We start from the raw sequence: 19,535 nt of genomic DNA, 5'->3' as shown, positions 1-19,535 counted from the left end.
CCGTCGCCCGCTTCAAGCGAAACTCAGGCGAGTCCCTTCTTCCGGTAATCGAGCCAGAAAGACAGCCCCACGCTCGTCAGAATCACAATGGTCGCGATCACCGTGGAGTGAGTCACCGGCTCGCCGAGCAACAGCGCGCCGAGCGCTACGGCCACCACCGGATTCACGTACATGCAGCTGCTGGCGATGATCGGGCTGGTGTGCCGGATCAGAAAACCGTACGCGACGTAGGCGGCCATCGTCCCGATCAGCATCAGGTAGATGAACGCCAGCACCGGCAGGAAATGCACCTCGAGCATCCGCTCGCCCGAGACCCATGCGACCAGCGTCGACATCGCGCCGCCCAGGCCGATTTGCAGCGACGTCGAGAGAAACAGGTCAGAGGGCAGCTTCAGACGCCCGGCCAGATGCGCACCGCCCGCCCAGAAAAGCGCGCCGCACAGGATCGCCAGACTGCCGCCGGCCGAGCCGGGCGCGCTGTCGCCGTGGCTGAGAATCGCAATGCCGACCAGACCGAGGCCGACCGCGAACCACTCGCCGCGGCCGATCTTGCGCCCCGCCACCGCCGCAATCACCGTCGCGAACAACGGCACGGTCGCGACCATGACCGCCGCGGTGCCGGTGCCGACGGTGCGCATCCCATAGGCGAGCATGCCGCTCGACAAACCGACCAGCATGGTGCCGACGAGGCCGGCATTGCGGATTTCGGCGGCGCTCGGCCAGACTGGCTTGCGGCGCGCCGCGAACACGAACAGCCCTATGCCGGCGAACAGATTGCGCAGCCCCGAGAGCAGCAGCGGCGGAAACGAACCCAGCGCGACGTGCACGGCGAGATACGTCGAACCCCATACGAGATAGACGACGGCGAGCGCGAGCGCGATCTGCCCGTTGCGCGACTGCGGCAAACGGATCGGGAAACCACGCGAAAAAAGATTGGGGAGTTGCAGCGACATGCGTTCAACCCGCCCATGCCGCTCGAGGTGCTGCGCCCCCGCTGAAGACCCTGCTGCGGGATGGCGGACACCGCATCGGCGATGCGGTCTGACGGGCGAGGCTGGCGGACATGTCGGTGGAACGGAAGGACGATAGATGGCCAATGGGGCCACAACGCCGCGGCGATCGGTAGAAATCGGGCCACGGCGAACACGCGCCGAATGGTCGGCGCGCATCGCATTATGCAGTAAGCGCCCACGGCGTCGCTTGAAAGAATCGTAACTTTTTGGCGTACTTGCAACAAAAAGCCGGGGACGTGCCCCGGCTTTTCTGTCGCGCAGGCCAACGGCGCGTTCGAGCTATGCAGCTCGCATTATCAGGATGGCTCAGTTGGCCATCGCGCCCGACGCTTCGTGCTTCATGCCCATCGCGTCGCCCTTTTTCATCTTGTCGTGCTTCATCGTGTTCTTCTTCATGCCGTCCTTCGACATGCTGTCTTTGGACATGGAATCTTTCGACATGGTGTCCTTCGACATCGCCTCGTTGGACATGGCGCCGCTTGCCTGGGCGAATGCGGCGCCGCCGCTGGTCAGGAGAGCGACGGCGAGTGCTGCGATTGCAAACTTTTTCATGAGATGACTCCGAGTGTTGTGGATGAATCAGAACCGGCCAGAGCACTAGCCGGCGTATTTCCGAAGCTTCTGCCGCCTGGGGTCGCGCAGCCGTTTCAGCGGCGCCGACCCGCGCGCGTCAGGAGCCTCCGAACCAGTTGTAGCCCTGGTCGACCCAATAGCCGCCAGGGAACGTATTAGTGACGAACATCTCGACGATGTGCTTCGGATTCTTGTAGCCGAGCTTGGTCGGCATGCGCAGCTTCATCGGGAAGCCGTATTTCGCGGGCAGACGCTCACCGTCGTACGAAAACGTGAGCAGCGTCTGCGGATGCAGGGCGGTCGGCATGTCGATGCTTTCGTAGTAGTCGTCGGCGCATTTGAAGCCGACGTACTTCGCGCTGGTGTCCGCGCCGATGCGCCGCAGAAAGTCGCTGAACGGCGTGCCGCCCCAGCGGCCGATCGCGCTCCACCCTTCCACGCAGATATGCCGCGTGATCTGCTCGGCGTGCGGCAGCGCGTACAGCTCGGGCAAGGACCAGACGCGCTGGCCGGTCACGAGCCCGCTGATCTTCAGCCGGTAATCGGCACCGTTCACCTCGGGCACGTCGTCGATGCCGTAGAACGCGTTGAACGGAAACGGCCGCGTGATCTGCGCTTCGGTGTAGGTCGGCGCGAGTTGCTTCGGATCGAACAGTGCGGCCTGCGCGCGGTCGTTCAGGCGTGAGACGGCGGTGAGAAACTTGTTGACCGAGTCGTCGTCGGTGAGCGAGCAGCCGGTCAGCATCGACAGGCCGCCGAGCGTCAGAAGCCGTTTGCCGAACAGGCGCCGCGACGGCATCGCGAGTTCGCGGCGGGCGTCGATCAGGATCGATTCGCGGTCGAGTTTCTGGCCAATGGAGCGAGTGGGGTTTCGAGCGGGTTTGTTCATGATTCGGTATCCGTAACGTTCGCTTACGCGGATAGATGGCTCAGCGTCCGCGCAACATGGCGAGCAGCGAGCGCGGCACGAGCGCCACCATCACCAGATGCACGGCGATGAACGCGGCCATCAGTGACATCGCGCAGAAATGGACGATGCGCGCGTTGTCGTAGCCGCCCATCAGTTCACGCAGCAGCGGAAACTGCACCGACTTCCAGATCGCGAGACCCGAGAGCACCAGCACGATCAGATCGCAGACCACGAACAGGTAGGCGAATCTCTGCACCGCGTTATAGACGCGTAGGTCAGCGTGCGACAGCTTGCCGGTCAACGCGGCGATGAAATCGTGCAGCACGGCGCGCGGCGACACCGGCAGGAACTTGCGCACGAAGCGCCCGCTTGCGAGGTTCAACGCGAGATACAGCAAGCCGTTGAAGACCAGCAGCCACATCGCCGCGAAATGCCATTGCAGCGCGCCGCCGAGCCAGCCGCCGAGCGTGATGTCGGTAGGAAAACGGAACGCGGGGAAGATCGGCGAGGCGTCGTAGATGCGCCAGCCCGAAAGCATCATTACGATGGCCGCGAGCGCGTTGAGCCAATGCGTGAGACGCACCCACAGCGGATGGATCGCACTGCTTTCCGGCTTGGCCGGTGGCGCGCTGTCGCGAAGAGCATGATGAGTTGCCATGAGAATCTCCTGTGTGCGCAGAGGCGGCGATCAAGGGCACGCGGCCAGTTCGGCCGCCTGCAGGACCTCGCCGGTCGCCGCGTTTTCGACGAAGGCGACCACACCGAACCGGTCGGCGGGCGCGTTGACGTTGGCATCCGCGGCGGTGTCCTGGATGCGGATATCGCGGCGGATCTGCGCGCTGCCCGCGACCAGCGGCACCGGGCCGATCCATTGCCGCACGACTCGTTCGTGATGCAAGGTGGCGCCGCTGTTTTCGCCGGCGCCCACTTGCGAGCTCAGCGAGTTTTCATAAACGGCGAGGTAGGCGTCCAGTTGGCCCGCTGTGTCCGCTGCCTTGCTGGTGAATTGCGCCGCGACATTGAACGCGCCCGGCGCCTGCCCTTTGAGCTCCAGCGCGACATTCGCTTGCGCCGGCTCGGCGACGACCTTGCCGACGCGGCTCTGAAAACTGTCGCGTTGCGACCAGCTGCGCAATTCGCGTCCGGAGACAAAGATTTCCGGCGTGTAAATGGTGTGGCCGCCGGCAAGATCGGTGAGCGTTTGCTGACGTTCAGTAAAGCGATGTTGCGAGAAGCGGTCAGTCCAGCCGAGGCTGTTCCAATAGTCCACATGCAGCGCCAACGGCACCACGCTTTGCGCCGCGCCGCTGTTCTTCCATTGGCTCAGCCAGTTATCGGCGGGTGGGCAGCTGTTGCAGCCTTCGCTGCTGTACAGCTCGACCAGCGCCACGCGATGCGCCGGGCTATGCGCGCTGCAGATGGCGCCGGCCGCGGTCGCGAGGCCGCTGGCCGCGAGCATGGTCAGCGCGAGGCCGAGCGCGATGATTCGGGTGAAGCGCCGACAGTCTCGGCGGGGTGCGGCGGTTTGCATGACGTGCTCCGATCAGGATCCGCACGTTTGTCGAATCGCACGGCCGGTTATGACAGTCCGTTGCCAACTTTTTTCTTGAAACTCGACCGAGTCGAGGGACGCACGACCCCGTGCTAACATTGAGCTTTCGATCGCGCCCATTCAGATTGATGGGGGCGCCCTCTTCACTCTCTTTCGCTACCTGCCGGCTACCTTGATGCGCTTTCCGACTTCCCGTGCCTTCTTCCGCTTGCGCCCCCGTCGCGCAACCGGTTGCGCGCGCGCGGAACTCATGCCGCGTCGCGCCGGTGAGCCGTCCCGAACGCTCCCGCTCCACGCCGCCCGGCGCCCGATCTAACGCTGCTCGCTCCATTGCCTGAGCCGCGTTGTCGGGCTCCGGGCCGATCTCATCCGCACGCTGTCCCCTCAAATGCAGATCGAATTGGAGTACCCCTCGTGAAAAAGACCAAAACCTGTTACCTCACCGAACTCGACGTCGCCCGTCTCGAGAAACACGCCGCCGCGCCCGGCGCGGACACGCGTTTGCAAGACATGCTCGACGACGTGCTGGAACGCGCCGTGATCGTCGAGTCGCGCGAGATACCGGCCAACGTCGTCACGATGAATTCGCAAGCCACGCTGGTCGACGAAACCAGCGGCGAGCACATGACCTGGACCGTGGTTTATCCGCCCAATGCGGACTTCTCGCACGGCCGCCTGAATGTGTTCTCGCCCGCCGGCCTCGCCTTGCTCGGCGCCAAACGCGGCGAGCGCATCCGCTTCACGCCGCCAAGCGGCACGGAGAAAGTGCTGAAGCTGGAAAAGATCCTGTTTCAACCCGAAGCCGCCGACGATTTCACGCTGTAAGCAACGCTCGCGCGCAACGCAAAATTTTTGCCGCAGCATCTCCGGCTGCCCCGTCAATTCAAGAAAAGTGCGTGGCGGCCCGCTGTTATATCCATCATCCGACTTTTCAAGATGGGTTGCCAAGCAGCGGGCGGCCGGTGTATCGTGTGCGCTGCTAACGCGGGGGTCCTGCGTCGCACGGAGGTTGGAGGTCCGTGCTGCGTGGGTGAGAAATACCCTTTGAACCTGATCTGGATAATGCCAGCGCAGGGAAGCGTACGGATTTCGCACCCTGGCTCTATCGCCTCATCTCTCGCGAATTCCGACTACTTCCGTCTCGTCTCCTGCTTAGCGGCCCCACATAGCTTTGCATAGGAGATATAGATGAACGCCAATCCGAAGTTCCTTTCCGCCGACGCCCACGTCGATGAAGCCGCTGTCGCGCCGCTGCCGAATTCCCGCAAGGTCTACGTGACTGGCTCGCGCGCCGATATCCGCGTGCCGATGCGCGAGATCTCGCAGGCCGACACGCCCGACAGCTTCGGTGGCGAAAAGAATCCGCCGGTCTATGTCTACGATACGTCGGGCCCCTACTCGGATCCGGAAGCCAAAATCGACATCCGCGCCGGTCTGCCCGCACTGCGCCAGGCCTGGATCGAAGAACGCGGCGACACCGAAGCGCTGACGGGTCTGTCGAGCGACTTCAGTCGCGAACGCGCCGCCGACACGGCCACCGCCGATCTGCGCTTCCAAGGCCTGCACCGTACGCCGCGCCGCGCGATCGCCGGCAAGAACGTGTCGCAGATGCACTACGCGCGTCAAGGCATCATCACGCCGGAAATGGAATACATCGCGATTCGCGAGAACCAGCGCCGCGCCGAGTATCTGGAGAGCCTCAAGACGAGTGGCCCGAACGGCGAAAAGCTCGCGGCGATGATGGGCCGCCAACATCCGGGCCAGGCATTCGGCGCAAGCGCGTTCGGTCCGAACGGCCTCACGGCGATCACGCCGGAGTTCGTGCGCGAGGAAGTGGCGCGCGGCCGCGCAATCATCCCGAACAACATCAATCACCCGGAAAGCGAGCCGATGATCATCGGCCGCAACTTCCTCGTGAAGGTGAATGCCAACATCGGCAACTCGGCGGTGACGTCCTCGATCGGCGAGGAAGTCGACAAGATGACGTGGGCGATCCGCTGGGGCGGCGACACGGTGATGGATCTGTCGACCGGCAAGCACATCCACGAAACGCGCGAGTGGATCATCCGCAATTCGCCGGTGCCGATCGGCACGGTGCCGATCTATCAGGCGCTCGAAAAGGTCAACGGCAAGGCCGAAGACCTGACGTGGGAAATCTTCCGCGACACGCTGATCGAACAGGCCGAGCAAGGCGTCGACTACTTCACGATTCACGCGGGCGTGCGTCTGCAATACGTGCCGCTCACGGCCAGGCGCATGACGGGCATCGTCTCGCGCGGCGGCTCGATCATGGCGAAGTGGTGCCTCGCTCACCACAAGGAAAGCTTCCTGTACGAGCACTTCGAAGACATCTGCGAAATCATGAAGGCCTATGACGTGGCCTTCTCGCTCGGCGACGGCCTGCGTCCCGGCTCGATCTACGACGCCAACGACGAAGCGCAGCTCGGCGAATTGAAGACGCTCGGCGAACTCACGCAGATCGCGTGGAAGCACGACGTGCAGACCATGATCGAAGGCCCCGGCCACGTGCCGATGCAGCTCATCAAGGAGAACATGGACCTGCAGCTGGAATGGTGCGACGAAGCGCCGTTCTACACGCTCGGACCGTTGACGACCGACATCGCGCCGGGCTACGACCACATCACGTCGGGCATCGGCGCGGCGATGATCGGCTGGTTCGGCACGGCCATGCTCTGCTACGTCACGCCGAAGGAACACCTCGGGCTGCCGAACAAGGACGACGTCAAGACCGGCATCATCACCTACAAGCTCGCCGCGCACGCCGCCGATCTGGCGAAGGGCCATCCGGGCGCGCAGGTGCGTGACAACGCGCTCTCCAAGGCGCGCTTCGAATTCCGTTGGGAAGACCAGTTCAACCTCGGTCTCGATCCGGACAAGGCGCGCGAATTCCACGACGAAACGCTGCCGAAGGACTCGGCCAAGGTCGCGCATTTCTGCTCGATGTGCGGCCCGCACTTCTGCTCGATGAAGATCACCCAGGACGTGCGCGAGTTCGCCGCGCAACAAGGCGTCACCGACGACGAAGCGCTGAAGAAAGGCATGGAAGTGAAGTCGATCGAGTTCATGAAGAAAGGCGCTGAGATTTATCAGCGGCAGTAAGGTTCGGGGCGCGGATCGAGCGTCGTTGTTACGCCACTCGATCCGCCAGACCACTGCGTCGCAGCATCGAAGCCCGCCACTGGCGGGCTTTTGCGTCTATGGCGTCCGGGCACGCCGCATGCTGGACGGAGGGAAACATTTGATTACGAAACCGTCGGTTCGCTGACAAGCGCATACATCCGGATACGGGATGCGGCGATAACATCAAATGCAAGGACGGGTTTACTTCCAACCATAACTACTGGAGTCGACATCATGAAATCGATACGTCAAATCGGTACGTTTGCGGCCATCGTGGCAGTCGTGGTGAGCCTTTCCGCATGCGAAGGCATGAGCCGTCAGGGGCGCGATACGGCAATCGGCGCGGGCTTGGGTGGCGCGGCAGGCGCGGCGATCGGCGGCAATGCGCTGTCGACGATTGGTGGCGCGGCGGCGGGCGGGGTCATCGGACACGAGGTGGGCAAGTAAGGGGTACGGCGGGTCATCGCGCTATGTTTATGTATGAGGCAAGCGTGAGTTGTGCGACGCCCGGCGCACGAATAACTCGCGCAGCCGCTCTCGGATAACACTAGTGACGCGCCCTCGCTTCGGATCGCGAAGCGCGCTGCAATGAGGTGAAATAAGCCGTTACGGTTTTGCAATCCTCTGGGCGCGGCGACGGCGTAAGCTGGTGCCGTGACGCCCCTAATGGCGGCGTTCGATTCAACCAGGAGCGCGTCATGAAGTCCCGCCTCATCAACACGGTGTGCGCGATCGGCCAGCGGTTGCCGCTGCGCTTTTCCAGGTCTCTCCCGCGTCTTTCGCAAACAGGCATTGCGCTCGGTGGCGCGGTCTGTGTACTCACCTTGTCCGGTTGCTATTACCCGTACGGTTACTATCCGGGCGGCGCTTATCCATACTACGCCACGGTGCCCGCAGCCGGTACCCAGCAGGCGGTACCGGTCGGGCAAGACGATTCCTCCGGCGCGCAACAACTGCAACAACAGCAGCAGCAACAACAGGCGCAGACGGGCCAGCAAGGCCCGCCTCCGACTTACGCGGTCGCCGCCCCGCCCGTTTATGTGGCGCCGCCTTATCCCGCCTACTACCCGCCGCCGGTCTATCCCGCTTATTACGGCTATCCGGGCTGGTATGGACCATCGGTCTCGATCGGCTTCGGCTTCGGTGGCTACTGTTGCGGCCACGGTGGATGGGGCGGTCACGGCCATTGGCATTGACGCCCGCCGGCGCAGTCCAGGTTCCTGATCTTCACTCGATGCGCTCGCACGGCAGATTCCGGCCGTGCGGTGCCTGCACGGCATCGCGCAGTGCGTGCCGCGCCGCCCAACCCGCGCAAGACGCGCTCCCAGCGCCCATCCGCATCGCCCGTAGTTTCCCTTCTTGACGCGGCCCGACTGGGTTCTATGCTTGGTAGGCCGCACGCAGTACCTGTTTAAATAAGCGATCCCGGCCGCTCACACGTGCCGCGGACGCCCATCCGTCATGCCAGATCGACGCGTCCCGTAGTGCGTAGTGCCGCGTCGAGTCCGAACAACAACGAAGGAGACGTGATGTTTCACCAACTACTCACTCCGGTCGGCAATTCGCTATTGCCATCGTTTCTAGTCGCGGCGTTACCGATCATCGTCGTGCTGCTTCTGCTTGGCTGGGCGCGCCGGCCGGCATGGCAGGCGTCGCTTGCGGGGTTGATCGTCGGCCTGATCGTGGCGATCCTTGTCTGGCAGTTTCCAGTGGGACTCGCGGTCGATTCGGTGGTCGCCGGCGCGGTGTTCGCCTGCTGGCCGGTCATGTGGATCGTGTTCACCGCGATCCTGCTTTACAACATCTCGCAGCGCTCGGGCCGCTTCGCGGCCTTTCGCATGTGGATGATCGACAACTTGCCGAACGACCGGCGCGTAGTGCTGGTGGTGATCGGGTTTTCGTTCGGCGCGCTGCTCGAAGGGATTTCCGGCTTCGGCACGCCGGTCGCCATCACCAGTTCGCTGCTGATTCTCCTCGGCTTTCCGACGCTCGAAGCGCTCACCTTCACGCTGATCTTCAATACCGCGCCGGTCGCGTTCGGCGCGCTCGGCGTGCCGATCACCGTGCTCGGCGCGGTCACGCATTTGCCGGCCGATTCGCTCGCCAAGATGGTCGGCCGCCAGTTGCCGTTCTTCGCCTTCCTGCTGCCCTTCTATGTGATCAGCGTCTATGCGGGCTTTCGCAACATGCTGCGGGTGTGGCCGGTGCTGCTGGTGTCGGGCGCGAGCTTCGCGCTGACGCAGTTCGTCGCGTCCAACTACGTGAACTACAGCCTGACCGACGTGTTGTCGTCGATGGTCTCGCTCATTCTGACGATCGCCTTCCTGCGCGTCTGGAAGCCCGCGGCGGATCCGAAGTTCGCGATCAACATCGACCGTGTCGGCGAAGTGCGCGGCAAGATCGGCGGCGGCCAGGGCTGGTATCCGTGGATCATCGTATCGGTGGTGGTGATCGTCTGGACCGTGGCGAAGATCTTCCTGATCGGCGACGTCAAGGTGCCGTGGCCCGGCCTCGACAAGGCCGTGTTCATCACGCTGTACAACACGCCGTACGGCGCGGTGTGGGACTTCCAGCCGCTCGCCACCGGCACCGCCATTCTGGTCGCCGCGCTCATCACGGCGTTCGTGGTCAAACTGAGCCCGCGCGAGTTCGGCGCGGCCATCGCCGACACGTGGGTGCAGACGCGCATCGCCATCCTGACGGTGGCGACCATCGTCGGGCTCGCGTATCTGATGAACTACTCGGGGCTCACGTACACGCTCGGGCTGGGCGTCGCGTCGGTGGGACCGTTCTTTCCGCTGGTGTCGGCGTTCCTCGGCTGGGTCGCGGTCTTCCTCTCCGGCAGCGACACGTCGGGCAACGCGCTGTTCGGCAACCTGCAGGTGGTGGCGGCCAATCAGTTGAATCTCAACCCGATTCTGATGGCGGCGACGAACTCGTCGGGCGGTGTGATGGGCAAGATGATCTCGCCGCAGAACATCTCGACCGGGGTGGCGACCACCGAACTCAAAGGCAAGGAAGGCGTGGTGTTCGCCAAAACCTTCAAGCATTCGATTCTGTTAACGGTACTGCTTGGTGTGCTGGTGTGGCTGCAGCAGAATTTCTTGCAGTGGATGATTCCGCATTGAGGCGGGTTGGGCGGGTTGCTCAACTCTCACAACCCGCCTGGTAGGATGCACTCTCGTCAACCGGCGGCCGCGCGCTCACTAGCGCGCGCCGCTTCAACGATGCGAGGATGACCATCCCGACCATTTGCGGCTGATGCGCTGCCGCAAAATAACTCACGCTTCTTCGCTCGAGCCCCTATCCTTCCCTAGCGCTTCGTCCCATCCCACCGCCTTGTTCGCAATATTTCTCACATCAGCGTGAGAATTGCTCGTTTTGCCCAGAGCGCCGCTGCGCTTACGATGGACAATTACCAGACGCCTTGCCTCTCCCATATCTTGCCGTTTCATTCCAGCCTGAAACGTTTCGCATGATTGCGCTGCTACGATGCGCAGGCGTCTCGACTCAACCGCGCGCGGCGCCACCTCGATGAATGCTAAAAACCTGCTGCAGTTGCTGATCCTCGCCGCCCTGTGGGGCGCCTCATTCCTGTTTATCCGCGTCGGCGTCACCGACTTCGGCGTGGCGCCGTTGATGGCGCTGCGCGTCGGCATCGGCGCGGCGTTTCTCGCGATCGTGCTGATCGCGCGCCGTCCGCTGCGCCAATCCGCGACGATCCTGCGCACCCGGGCCTTCCCGCTGCTGGTGGTCGGCATTCTGAATTCGGCGGCGCCGTTCTGCCTGTTCGCCTATGCCGAGTTGACGCTGTCGGCCGGCGTCACGTCCGTGATCAATGCGAGCACGCCGCTGTGGGGCGCGCTGGTCGGCTTTCTGTGGCTGCGCGACCGGTTGAGCGCGCTGCGCACGCTCGGTCTGATGATCGGCTTTCTCGGCGTGCTGATGCTGGTGTGGGATCAGATCGCCGCGCCGAACGGCACGCCGGCCACCCCGCTCACCACCGCGCTCGCGGCCGGCGCGGCGCTCGGCGCCACGCTGCTGTACGGCATCGCCGCCAACTACACCAAGCGCCATCTGACCGGCGTCGATGCGCTGACCGTCGCCACCGGCACGATGACCGGCGCCACCATCGTGTTGCTGCCGCTCGCCGTGATCTACTGGCCGGCGGCGCCGATCTCGCTGCATGCATGGGGCGCGGTGATCGCGCTCGGCGTCGCCTGTACCGGCGTCGCGTATATGCTGTTCTTCCACCTGATCGCGGTGGCCGGACCGGCGCGTGCGATTACGGTGACCTTCGTCATTCCGATCTTCGGCATTCTGTGGGGCGCGCTGTTCCTCGGCGAAAGCGTCTCGCCCGGCATGCTGGAAGGTTGCGGCGTGATTCTGGTCGGCACCGCGCTCGCCACCGGCGTGATCAAGCGTCTGCCGTGGATCGGCACCCGCCGCGCCGATACCTGAAACCCGCTTCATGTCGCGCGACGCTTGCCCCGCGTCGCCGACTCTCCTCTTTCCCGCCACCAGGCCGGCCGCAGTAAGGAATCACGCATGGCCATCTCCCGTCGAATTCCGGTTCGGACCGGTATTCAGGAAACCATGCAAAAAGACGTGCACGCGGGTTGACCGCGCTCTTGTCGGCCACGCACTGCGTGAAACCCAAGGCACAAAAAAACCCGCCCGGCGTGATCGCCGGGCGGGTTTTCAGACAGCGTTCCAGCTGCTGCAGCCTTAGTGCAGCTGGTCGGACATCAAACTCATGATCTGCTTGGCCTGCGGGCTCTGGTCGATGGCGCCCTTGTCGTCGACCACAGCCACGCGCGTCTGGTTCGGCGTCACCGCGCGCACGTTCACCATGTACTGCTTGGCAACTTTTTCCTTCTTGCCGTGGAAAACCTGGCTCCAGAAGCCCTGTTCGGCCGACGACATGTCCTTCGGATCGACGTAGCGCACGAAATACAGACCGCGGGTCAGATCGCGGTCGTCGACGGTGAAGTTGCTGCGGTCGAGCGCGAGGCCCACGCGCAACCATGCGCGGTCGTACGGCTCGCCGAGCGTGAGTTCCGTCGACGAAAGCTGAGCGTCGGTGCCGTTCGCCGCGTCCCCAGCCGGCATGGGTTGCTGGGCGGACAGCGCGACGTTTTGCGCCGCCGTGGCCGCCGCCGCCGACTTGGCGCCCGCCGTAGCCGCGTTCGGCGCCGTTTGCGCGCCGGCCGACAGGTCGGCGTTTTGCGCGTCAGCCGGTTTCGAACGCGAATCGGCCAACGCCAGCGCCGCCATCAGCCGCTTCAGATATTCCTGTTCGAGGCCCGGATCGTTCGGCTTCGGCACCCACGTGCTCGAATCGTTGTTCGTGCCGGTCAGCGCCTCGCGCATGCCCTTCTGGCTGACGAACACGTACGTACCGCCGTTCGGCGCCGCTTCCAGGCGCGTGCGGTACTTGTTACGCTCCGAGGTCACGTAGCTGTTGCCCATGGCCTTGGACAGTGTGTTGCGGATCAGGCCTTCGTTGATCTGCGCGTGCGTTTCGTTCCAGTCGGTTTCCATCACGCCCTTGTCGCGCTGGTCGACCACCAGCAGGAAGCCCTGTTCCTGCCAGAAGCGGCGGATCTGCGGCCATGCCTGCTCGGGCGCCTTGTTGTCGATGACGAGCCAGCTTTCCGTGCCGTCGCGCTGGATATGCATGCCGTTGACCGCCGGCGCCACCACCACGGAATTGGCCGACGGGGCTTGCGCCTGAACCTCTTTGAGCGCGGACAACGAGGTTTCGCCGCCCTGCGGGGGCAACGAGCGCTGATCGGCCGTCTCATCGATCATGTTCGGCGGTACGGCAAGTGACACTTGCTTCGATTTCGAGTCGCTCTTGTAGTCGACTTTGGTCGGCGACGAGGTGCCGCAGCCGGCGACCAGACCGCCTGCCATCAGCATTACTGCAAACCGCTTGGTAAGACGAAGATCAGTCATGTTCGGGGAATCCTTCCGCTACGCCACGGCAAGTTTCCGTGGATCAACCCAACATTTTACCGATCCCGGCGAGTCATGTGCAAAAACCCGGGTTTGCCCGTGAATTGAGCAGCGTGAGACGTGCGCAAAGGACGCGGGATCGACGCGCGAGAAGGACACCGAAGCGACTCCTTCCGTCAACGTTTCCATGAGTTGCAAGAGCCGCATTTTCGCGCGTGAAAACGAACGGCGCACTGCAAATTTAACAATCCCCCACATTTCCCAACGGTCTGTCAGATACGCCCTACGTGATCGTCAGATCATTGATTCGACGGCACTTTCCGGGGCCCTCGCCACGTCGATTTTGATATATCGAAATTTGTTGAATGCCGCTTCAGGTCACGGTCTGAAAACCCGAGTGATATCTTGAAATAGACAACTCAAGAGCCTTTGAGCGCTCCAACCACGGGACCGACCGTCATGCCCTTGCGTACCCTTACCCCGAATTTTGCTGCGTCAGCGATCGCGGTTGCCGCGTTGTGCACGAGCCTCGAAGCGCACGCCGAATTGGGCGGCGCCATGCCGGCTCAGGCGGATGCGAGCGCGAGCGCGCCGCGCGCCATGTTGAACGGGGCACTGCGCATGCGCACGCTGACCGACGCGGGCAACACGACCATCAACGAGTACGCGACGAGCACCGGCCAGATCATAGGCTACGCGTGGCAAGGCCCAACCATGCCGGACCTGCGCGCGCTGCTCGGCAAGTACGCCGCCTCGTATCGCGCCGGCGCCGCTGCGGCGCCGTCGGACGGCAATCTGCATGTCTCGCGCGTGGCGCGGCCGGACGTGATCGTGGAATCCGGCGGCCCGATGCGGGGCTACGTGGGCCGCGCATGGCTGCCCGCGGCGCTGCCGCCCGGCGTCACGGCTGACGATTTTCTGTGATGTGCGCAAGCACTCAGCACTAGCACCAGCATCGGCACCACGCCGCGACGAGCACTGACCACGCCATGAAATCCGCCCTTTCCATTTACGCCCTACTGCTGGTCTGCGCCGCCTTCGCGGGATGCGGCGGCGGTGGCGGCGGCTCGCCGGCCGCGACATCGCAGACGGGCTCGGCGGCCCCGGCCAGCATCCCGAGCCCCGCCAGTGGGTCGGTAGGCGCCTCGAGTGCCGGCCCGACCGCCTCCGTGCCGCAGTCGAATATCCCGAACGTCCAGCCGATCGCCGTCACCGCCGCACCGGGTCTGACGCGCAACATGCTGACGACGAGCGTCACCGTCTGCGAGCCCGGCACCAGCAATTGCGCGACGATCGATAATGTCCAGGTCGACACCGGTTCGCACGGGCTCAGGATTCTCGCGTCCGCGCTGCCGGCGGACCTGTCGCTCGCGGCAATCGCGTCGGGCAGCGGCATCGCGGGCGAATGCGCGGTGTTCGGCGGCGGCTACACCTGGGGCGCGGTGCGCAGCGCGGACGTGCGCATGGCCGGCCAGTTGGCCGCGTCGATCCCGATCCAGACGATCGCGGACCCGGCGCTGCCCACCGTGCCCGCCGACTGCGCGGGCTCCGGCCGCGCCATGCAGACGGTGGCGGGCCTGCGCTCGAACGGCATTCTCGGCGTGGGCCTGTTCGCGGGCGACTGTGGCAGCGGCTGCGTCACCGCCGCGCTGCCGCGCTGGTACTACCGTTGCGACGCCGGCGGCGCCTGCCTCGCCAGCACGCAAGCGCTGGCGCAGCAGGTGACCAATCCGGTCAGCCGCTTTGCGCTCGACAACAATGGCGTGGTGATCGACCTGCCGGCCATCGCCGATGCCGGCGCGGCCAGCGTATCGGGTTCGATGATCTTCGGCATCGGCACCCAGGCCAACAACACGCTGAACGGCGCCAGCGTCCTCAAGGCGAATTCGCAGACGGGCTACGTCGTCACCACGAGCGGCGGGCAGACTTATTCGCAGAGCTATGTCGACAGCGGCTCGAATGGGCTGTTCTTCCGCACCACCCAGTTTCCGCAGTGCGGCTTCTGGTACTGCCCGGCTTCGATTCAAGCCGCGAACGCCGCGATCACCGGGACGGACGGCGCGTCGAACACGGTGTCGTTTGCGGTCGGTAATTCGAGCGCGCTGTTCGCGTCGTCGAATAACGCCTTCAACAATCTGGCCGGCGTGGCCAGCAGCGGCTTCGGCTGGGGCTTGCCGTTCTTCTTCGGACGACGCGTCTATACGGCGATCGCCTCGCGCGAAACGTCGGCGGGCCCGGGGCCTTACTACGCGTTCTGAACGGACGGCTTCTTTCGACGCCGAAATTTCGCAAAATCACCTGACGGACAGATTTGGTACGTATCGGCTGAGATAATTCCACCTTCCGGCTAACTCCGTTCCAATTAGTTAGTCATGCAAATCCTGGAATTGTCGGCAGATGGAAGAACCCACTTTTTCGCTCGATCATTTCGAGCAGCTCGTCTATACGCGGCAGCATGTCAAAGCCGCGATCCAGTTCATTGCCGCGCTGGCGCTCCTTCAGCAAAAGCGCGGCGAACTGGACGGCAGCTTTCTTGCCTCGGGCATCGCCGACCTGCCGCCTGACGAGCAACGCAAGCGCTTCTGCACACGCCTCGCGAGCGCGGCGTCGACCCTGTTCGCCGACCCGGCGTTCCAATTGCCACCCGAGTGTTTCAGATTGATTCTGACCCTGCACGAGTGGGTCGGACTGGTGTTCGCCTGCACGTCGTTCGGCAATGCGGACCATGTGACCCGTTACTTGAATCCGCGCGGTGCGGACAACGCCCAGTTTCTGTCCGGCGACAGTTTCGTCGAAAAACTCTGCGCGCTCTACTCGACCGAGTCCGAACTGGAACTCGACTTCGCCGCGCTGTGGGCGTACGACAAATCGCTCGCCGCCTGCCTTGCCCTCGTTTTGCTGGCGCCGGTCTTCAAAGGATCGGCGAGCGCGCATATGAAGCGCGAAGCGTTGATGGAATGGCTGCCCGGCAAATTGCAGCAAATCGACGACCTCGACGACCTGCCGACCGCCTTGCTGCACAACGCCTATATGTTCTGCAGCTACGCGGACACGCCGCGGCGGCACGAGATCAAACGGGACATCAACGCGCTGGTGCGCCGCAAGCTGGATCAACTAGGGCTGACCGATATTCCCGCGGCGAATCTAGCCCGCGCGAAAAGCCGCAAGCCGCGCGGCAAAAAACCGCTGATGGTGGTCGTGCTCGAATGGTTTGGCGGCGCCCATTCGATCTACCGCACGCACTCGCGCACGCTCGAAGCCGCGCGCGAGCATTTCGAAGTGGTGGCCTTCGGCTTCGGCTACGCCATCGACGATATGGGGCGCGCGGTGTTCGACCGTTTCATCGAACTGGAGGAGCCGGAATACATAGGCGAATGTCTGAAAACGATCCGCGACTTTGCCGAGGCGGAACAGCCTGACGTGCTCTACATGCCGAGCGTCGGCATGTTCGCGCTCACGGTGTTCATGTCGAATCTGCGTATTGCGCCGCTGCAGATCGTCGGCCTCGGTCACCCCGCCACGACTCACTCCGACAAGATCGAATACGTCAGTGTCGAGGAAGATTATGTCGGCGATCCCGCCTGCTTCAGCGAACGTTTGATGAAGCTGCCGAAAGACGGTCAACCGTACCGGCCCTCGGTAGCGCTGCCGGACATCGTCGCGCAGATTCCGCCGTCACGCGAAACGCTGAAGATCGTCATCACGGCCAGCGCGATGAAGCTCAATCCCGGCTTTCTCGAAGCGTGCCGTGAGATCGGCGCGCGCGCGGCGACGCCGGTCCAGTTTCACTTCATGAGCGGCGTGCCCTTCGGCTTGCCGCTCGAGCGCATGCGCGATGTGATCCGCCAGACACTGCCGAGCGCCGTCGTGCACGGCTTTCACGAATACGCGGGCTATCTGGCGCGCGTCAATCGCTCCGATCTGTTTCTAAGCCCGTTTCCGTTCGGCAATACCAACGGTATCGTCGACGCGCTCACGCTGGGTTTGCCCGGCATCTGCAAACGCGGGCCGGAAGTGTTCGAGCGGATCGACGGCGCGCTGTTCGAGCGTGTGGGCATGCCGTCGTGGACCACGGCGGAGAGCGTCGAGGATTACATCGCCGCCGCCGTGCGGATGATCGACGCGCATAACGAGCGCGCAGCCTTGCGGCAGCGTCTGATCGATACGCGGGCCGTGGAACGTTGCTTTGAAGGGCGGCCGCAGGCGTTCGGTGAATGCGTGCTGGAACGGGTGCGGGGGAAGCAACGCCGGTGCAAGGAAGAAGCGATGGCTTGAGATTCGGCGCCGCTCAGTGCGCTACCCGGTCGCCACCCGGTCGCATGATGCCCGGGGTCACGAGATTATTCGGCGCCGGGCCGCCGTACCCGTGCGCCGATACGCTACTCGGTCGCGTTAGGGCTCGCGGTTACAAGATCAGCCGGCGCCAGCCAGTTGAACACGTCCAGCGTCGGCCCGTGGAAGGTGCACTCCGCGGCTGCTGGCGTGGCGGTCTTCTTAGGTTTGGCGGGCTTGAGCGAAAGCGCTGTTGCCGATGCATCTGAGGCGCCCGCTGCACCTGCTCCACCAGCAGTCACAGCGGAAGCCGCCGGCGCACCCGAAGCTGCAAGCGGCGCACTGGCTGCACCCGCCTCCGCAGTCTCGGACGCCGGAACCGCCACACGTTCGATCGATCCCTCAACCACCACTCGCGAGCCATAGATGCCTGCGCCCGCATGAGTGATCTTCAGCGGATCCGCCGACGTTTCCGCCAGCTTGCTTCGCATCAACTGCTCGCACGCGTCCGTGTTCTTATAGACGGCCGTGCACGCCGCCAGCAGCGCGGCAGCGGTCGTGACGCAGGCGATAGAGAGAATCCGAATCTTCATTGGTGTTCCGTTTTTCAAGCCGTCGGCAATTGTAGCTTACGGCCTGCTTGAGCGGCGCCGGCTTCGAGCGCCGGCAGCGCGCGAGCCGCGTAAGGCGATCGACACTTTCACCGCGCATCCAGCGCGCCCGAAACCCAGTGACTGCTTGACCGCGGCGGCTCGCATCGGCATCGTGTTGACCGGCCGCCATTCGATCGGCGCGCTGCCGACGTTGCGACGGGGCCCTCGCGATGCGCATCGCTTCGCCTTGTCACGCTTTCTCACTGTGTACCGACCGGCTTTCCCGCATGTTCAGCCTTGCCCTGCTCGCCATCGCGGGTTACACCGCTACCAACGTCGACAACCTGTTCGTGCTGCTCGCCTTCCTGGCGGAAGCCGGCGACGAGCGGCGTCGCGTGATCGCCGGGCAGTATGCCGGCTCGCTAATTCTTATCGCGGGGTCGGCGCTGCTCGCCGCATTGCTCAAGCACTTGCCGGCTGGTTACGTCGGTTTGCTCGGCATTTTGCCGATCGGCGTGGGGTTCGGCAAAGCGTGGGAGCGCTTTGGTCCCGGCAGCCCGCAGCAGGAGGAAGCAGCGCGAATCGAAACGGCGCCACCCGCATCATCCGGGCCGGCCGGGTCGGGGTATCCGGCTAGTGCAGCGAATCAGGCAAGCTCGCCCGCTCCAACCGCCCCATCCCACGCAAGCCGCGCCTCATCCTGGTGGACTGTAGCGTGCGTGGCCGTCGCCAATGGTTCCGACAATCTCGCCGTCTATGTGCCTCTGTACGCCAGTCATTCGCACAGCGCGGGCGCATTCATCTCGCTGATCTTTATCGTGATGATCGGGTTCTGGTGCGCCGGCGCGGTGTGGCTGGTGGAGCATCCGTTGCTGGGCGCACCGATCCGGCGCTATGGCACCGCGCTGCTGCCGCTGATCCTGGTGATCATCGGCGTCTCGGTGATCGTGCAGAACGATACGCTGCGGATCATGTTCGGACTCTGACCAGTGCCCGCATGTGGGGAACGCACGGCCCATTACCCGAAAAAGCCCAATTGAACAACACGGTCCGTGCAGGGATGCGCTGCAGTCCAACGCGCGATGCGGCACGACCGTCGTCCACGCGAGCGCTCAATTCGACGGCATTTGCGGTTGCACGTAAGTGCGCACGCCGGCGAGCGGCGAACCGTAACCGCCGGAATTGGTGTGATTCGGCAAGCCGTTGACCAGCTGCGCACGCGGGTCGGTCGGGTTCAGGTTCAATTCGCCTGCCTGCTGGTTGCCGTGCGTCGGATATTCGCTGCCGCGCGCCGCGTTCGGCATCAAACGCGTGCTGTTTTGCGGCGCGTTCATGTCGTCCTGCGGGCTCAAACCTTGCGCTCCCGCCTGCGCCGCAATCGCGCACGCGGCCGCGCACAGCAAAACCCGCCCTACCCGCGACATCGTCGATGTTCGTTTCATACCTGCCTCCGGCAAAATGAAATGAAGGGAATCAAGTCGCGCCCGCCACACAACAAGCCCGCTCGCGACGCCAAACGC

Annotated in this window: 18 protein-coding genes and 1 riboswitch; of the genes, 10 read left to right on the top strand and 8 right to left on the bottom strand. The window is 63.9% G+C overall.

The features are described 5' to 3' along the window. Nucleotides 1–23: 23 nt before the first annotated feature. The 5 genes from P0D96_RS10560 to P0D96_RS10540 form a co-directional block, all read right to left on the bottom strand. Nucleotides 24–953, bottom strand: a complete 930-nt coding sequence (locus tag P0D96_RS10560) for an EamA family transporter (protein ID WP_132373768.1) — start codon at nucleotides 951–953, stop codon at nucleotides 24–26. A 366-nt stretch (nucleotides 954–1,319) separates the two neighbouring features. Next, the gene (locus P0D96_RS10555) at nucleotides 1,320–1,565 is read right to left on the bottom strand and encodes a pentapeptide MXKDX repeat protein (RefSeq protein WP_408313338.1); all 246 of its coding nucleotides are present in this window, start codon (nucleotides 1,563–1,565) and stop codon (nucleotides 1,320–1,322) included. A 118-nt stretch (nucleotides 1,566–1,683) separates the two neighbouring features. Continuing rightward, nucleotides 1,684–2,475 (bottom strand): molybdopterin-dependent oxidoreductase, encoded by a 792-nt coding sequence (locus P0D96_RS10550; protein WP_408313336.1) that lies wholly within the window; start codon nucleotides 2,473–2,475, stop codon nucleotides 1,684–1,686. A gap of 40 nt (nucleotides 2,476–2,515) precedes the next feature. Then, the gene (locus P0D96_RS10545) at nucleotides 2,516–3,154 is read right to left on the bottom strand and encodes a cytochrome b/b6 domain-containing protein (protein WP_408180111.1); all 639 of its coding nucleotides are present in this window, start codon (nucleotides 3,152–3,154) and stop codon (nucleotides 2,516–2,518) included. Nucleotides 3,155–3,184: 30 nt separating this feature from the next. Next, nucleotides 3,185–4,027: a DUF1223 domain-containing protein gene (locus P0D96_RS10540; RefSeq protein ID WP_408290299.1), complete on the bottom strand. Its 843-nt coding sequence runs from the start codon at nucleotides 4,025–4,027 to the stop codon at nucleotides 3,185–3,187. 435 nt (nucleotides 4,028–4,462) lie between these two features. Between P0D96_RS10540 and P0D96_RS10535 the strand changes: the two genes are divergently transcribed. The 6 genes from P0D96_RS10535 (at nucleotide 4,463) to P0D96_RS10510 (ending at nucleotide 11,650) form a co-directional block, all read left to right on the top strand. Next, nucleotides 4,463–4,873 (top strand): GreA/GreB family elongation factor, encoded by a 411-nt coding sequence (locus P0D96_RS10535; protein ID WP_132373763.1) that lies wholly within the window; start codon nucleotides 4,463–4,465, stop codon nucleotides 4,871–4,873. Between the two features lie 151 nt (nucleotides 4,874–5,024). Further along, a riboswitch (TPP riboswitch) is annotated at nucleotides 5,025–5,143 on the top strand. Between the two features lie 93 nt (nucleotides 5,144–5,236). Then, nucleotides 5,237–7,168 (top strand): phosphomethylpyrimidine synthase ThiC, encoded by a 1,932-nt coding sequence (thiC, locus tag P0D96_RS10530; protein ID WP_132373762.1) that lies wholly within the window; start codon nucleotides 5,237–5,239, stop codon nucleotides 7,166–7,168. 255 nt (nucleotides 7,169–7,423) lie between these two features. Further along, on the top strand, nucleotides 7,424–7,636 hold the full coding sequence (locus P0D96_RS10525; RefSeq protein WP_408180108.1) for a YMGG-like glycine zipper-containing protein: 213 nt from the start codon (nucleotides 7,424–7,426) through the stop codon (nucleotides 7,634–7,636). Between the two features lie 251 nt (nucleotides 7,637–7,887). Then, entirely contained in the window at nucleotides 7,888–8,385 is a 498-nt protein-coding gene (locus tag P0D96_RS10520; RefSeq protein WP_408313333.1) for a hypothetical protein, read from the top strand. A 333-nt stretch (nucleotides 8,386–8,718) separates the two neighbouring features. Beyond that, entirely contained in the window at nucleotides 8,719–10,317 is a 1,599-nt protein-coding gene (locus tag P0D96_RS10515; protein WP_132373760.1) for an L-lactate permease, read from the top strand. Nucleotides 10,318–10,723: 406 nt separating this feature from the next. Next, a complete protein-coding gene (locus tag P0D96_RS10510) occupies nucleotides 10,724–11,650 on the top strand; it encodes a DMT family transporter (protein WP_408180106.1) in 927 nt (308 codons plus the stop codon). A 267-nt stretch (nucleotides 11,651–11,917) separates the two neighbouring features. Here P0D96_RS10510 and bamC read toward each other — a convergent pair whose 3' ends face one another. After that, nucleotides 11,918–13,150: an NlpB/DapX family lipoprotein gene (bamC, locus tag P0D96_RS10505; protein WP_408180105.1), complete on the bottom strand. Its 1,233-nt coding sequence runs from the start codon at nucleotides 13,148–13,150 to the stop codon at nucleotides 11,918–11,920. 459 nt (nucleotides 13,151–13,609) lie between these two features. Here bamC and P0D96_RS10500 point away from each other — a divergent pair, with 459 nt between their 5' ends. The 3 genes from P0D96_RS10500 (at nucleotide 13,610) to P0D96_RS10490 (ending at nucleotide 17,425) form a co-directional block, all read left to right on the top strand. After that, the gene (locus P0D96_RS10500; RefSeq protein WP_408180104.1) at nucleotides 13,610–14,074 is read left to right on the top strand and encodes a DUF2844 domain-containing protein; all 465 of its coding nucleotides are present in this window, start codon (nucleotides 13,610–13,612) and stop codon (nucleotides 14,072–14,074) included. Between the two features lie 65 nt (nucleotides 14,075–14,139). Beyond that, on the top strand, nucleotides 14,140–15,408 hold the full coding sequence (locus tag P0D96_RS10495; protein ID WP_408180103.1) for a DUF3443 domain-containing protein: 1,269 nt from the start codon (nucleotides 14,140–14,142) through the stop codon (nucleotides 15,406–15,408). 139 nt (nucleotides 15,409–15,547) lie between these two features. Beyond that, nucleotides 15,548–17,425, top strand: a complete 1,878-nt coding sequence (locus P0D96_RS10490) for a glycosyl transferase family 1 (RefSeq protein ID WP_408180102.1) — start codon at nucleotides 15,548–15,550, stop codon at nucleotides 17,423–17,425. Nucleotides 17,426–17,529: 104 nt separating this feature from the next. On the opposite strand, the gene P0D96_RS10485 is transcribed toward P0D96_RS10490, so the two are convergent. Further along, nucleotides 17,530–18,015: a hypothetical protein gene (locus P0D96_RS10485; protein ID WP_408180101.1), complete on the bottom strand. Its 486-nt coding sequence runs from the start codon at nucleotides 18,013–18,015 to the stop codon at nucleotides 17,530–17,532. Nucleotides 18,016–18,302: 287 nt separating this feature from the next. Here P0D96_RS10485 and P0D96_RS10480 point away from each other — a divergent pair, with 287 nt between their 5' ends. After that, nucleotides 18,303–19,001 carry a cadmium resistance transporter gene (locus tag P0D96_RS10480; RefSeq protein WP_408290289.1) on the top strand — a complete coding sequence of 233 codons (699 nt, stop codon included), beginning with the start codon at nucleotides 18,303–18,305 and terminating at the stop codon, nucleotides 18,999–19,001. 126 nt (nucleotides 19,002–19,127) lie between these two features. Here the strand turns inward: P0D96_RS10480 and P0D96_RS10475 are convergent, their stop codons facing one another. Beyond that, nucleotides 19,128–19,457, bottom strand: coding sequence for a hypothetical protein (locus P0D96_RS10475; RefSeq protein ID WP_132373752.1), 330 nt, complete (start codon nucleotides 19,455–19,457; stop codon nucleotides 19,128–19,130). Between the last annotated feature and the right edge of the window lie 78 nt (nucleotides 19,458–19,535).

The sequence above is a fragment of the Paraburkholderia sp. RL17-347-BIC-D genome, assembly GCF_046027915.1.
Lineage (GTDB): Bacteria > Pseudomonadota > Gammaproteobacteria > Burkholderiales > Burkholderiaceae > Paraburkholderia.
The sequence above is the reverse complement of the archived record's forward strand: the minus strand, read 5'-3'. Positions and strand labels throughout refer to the sequence as shown.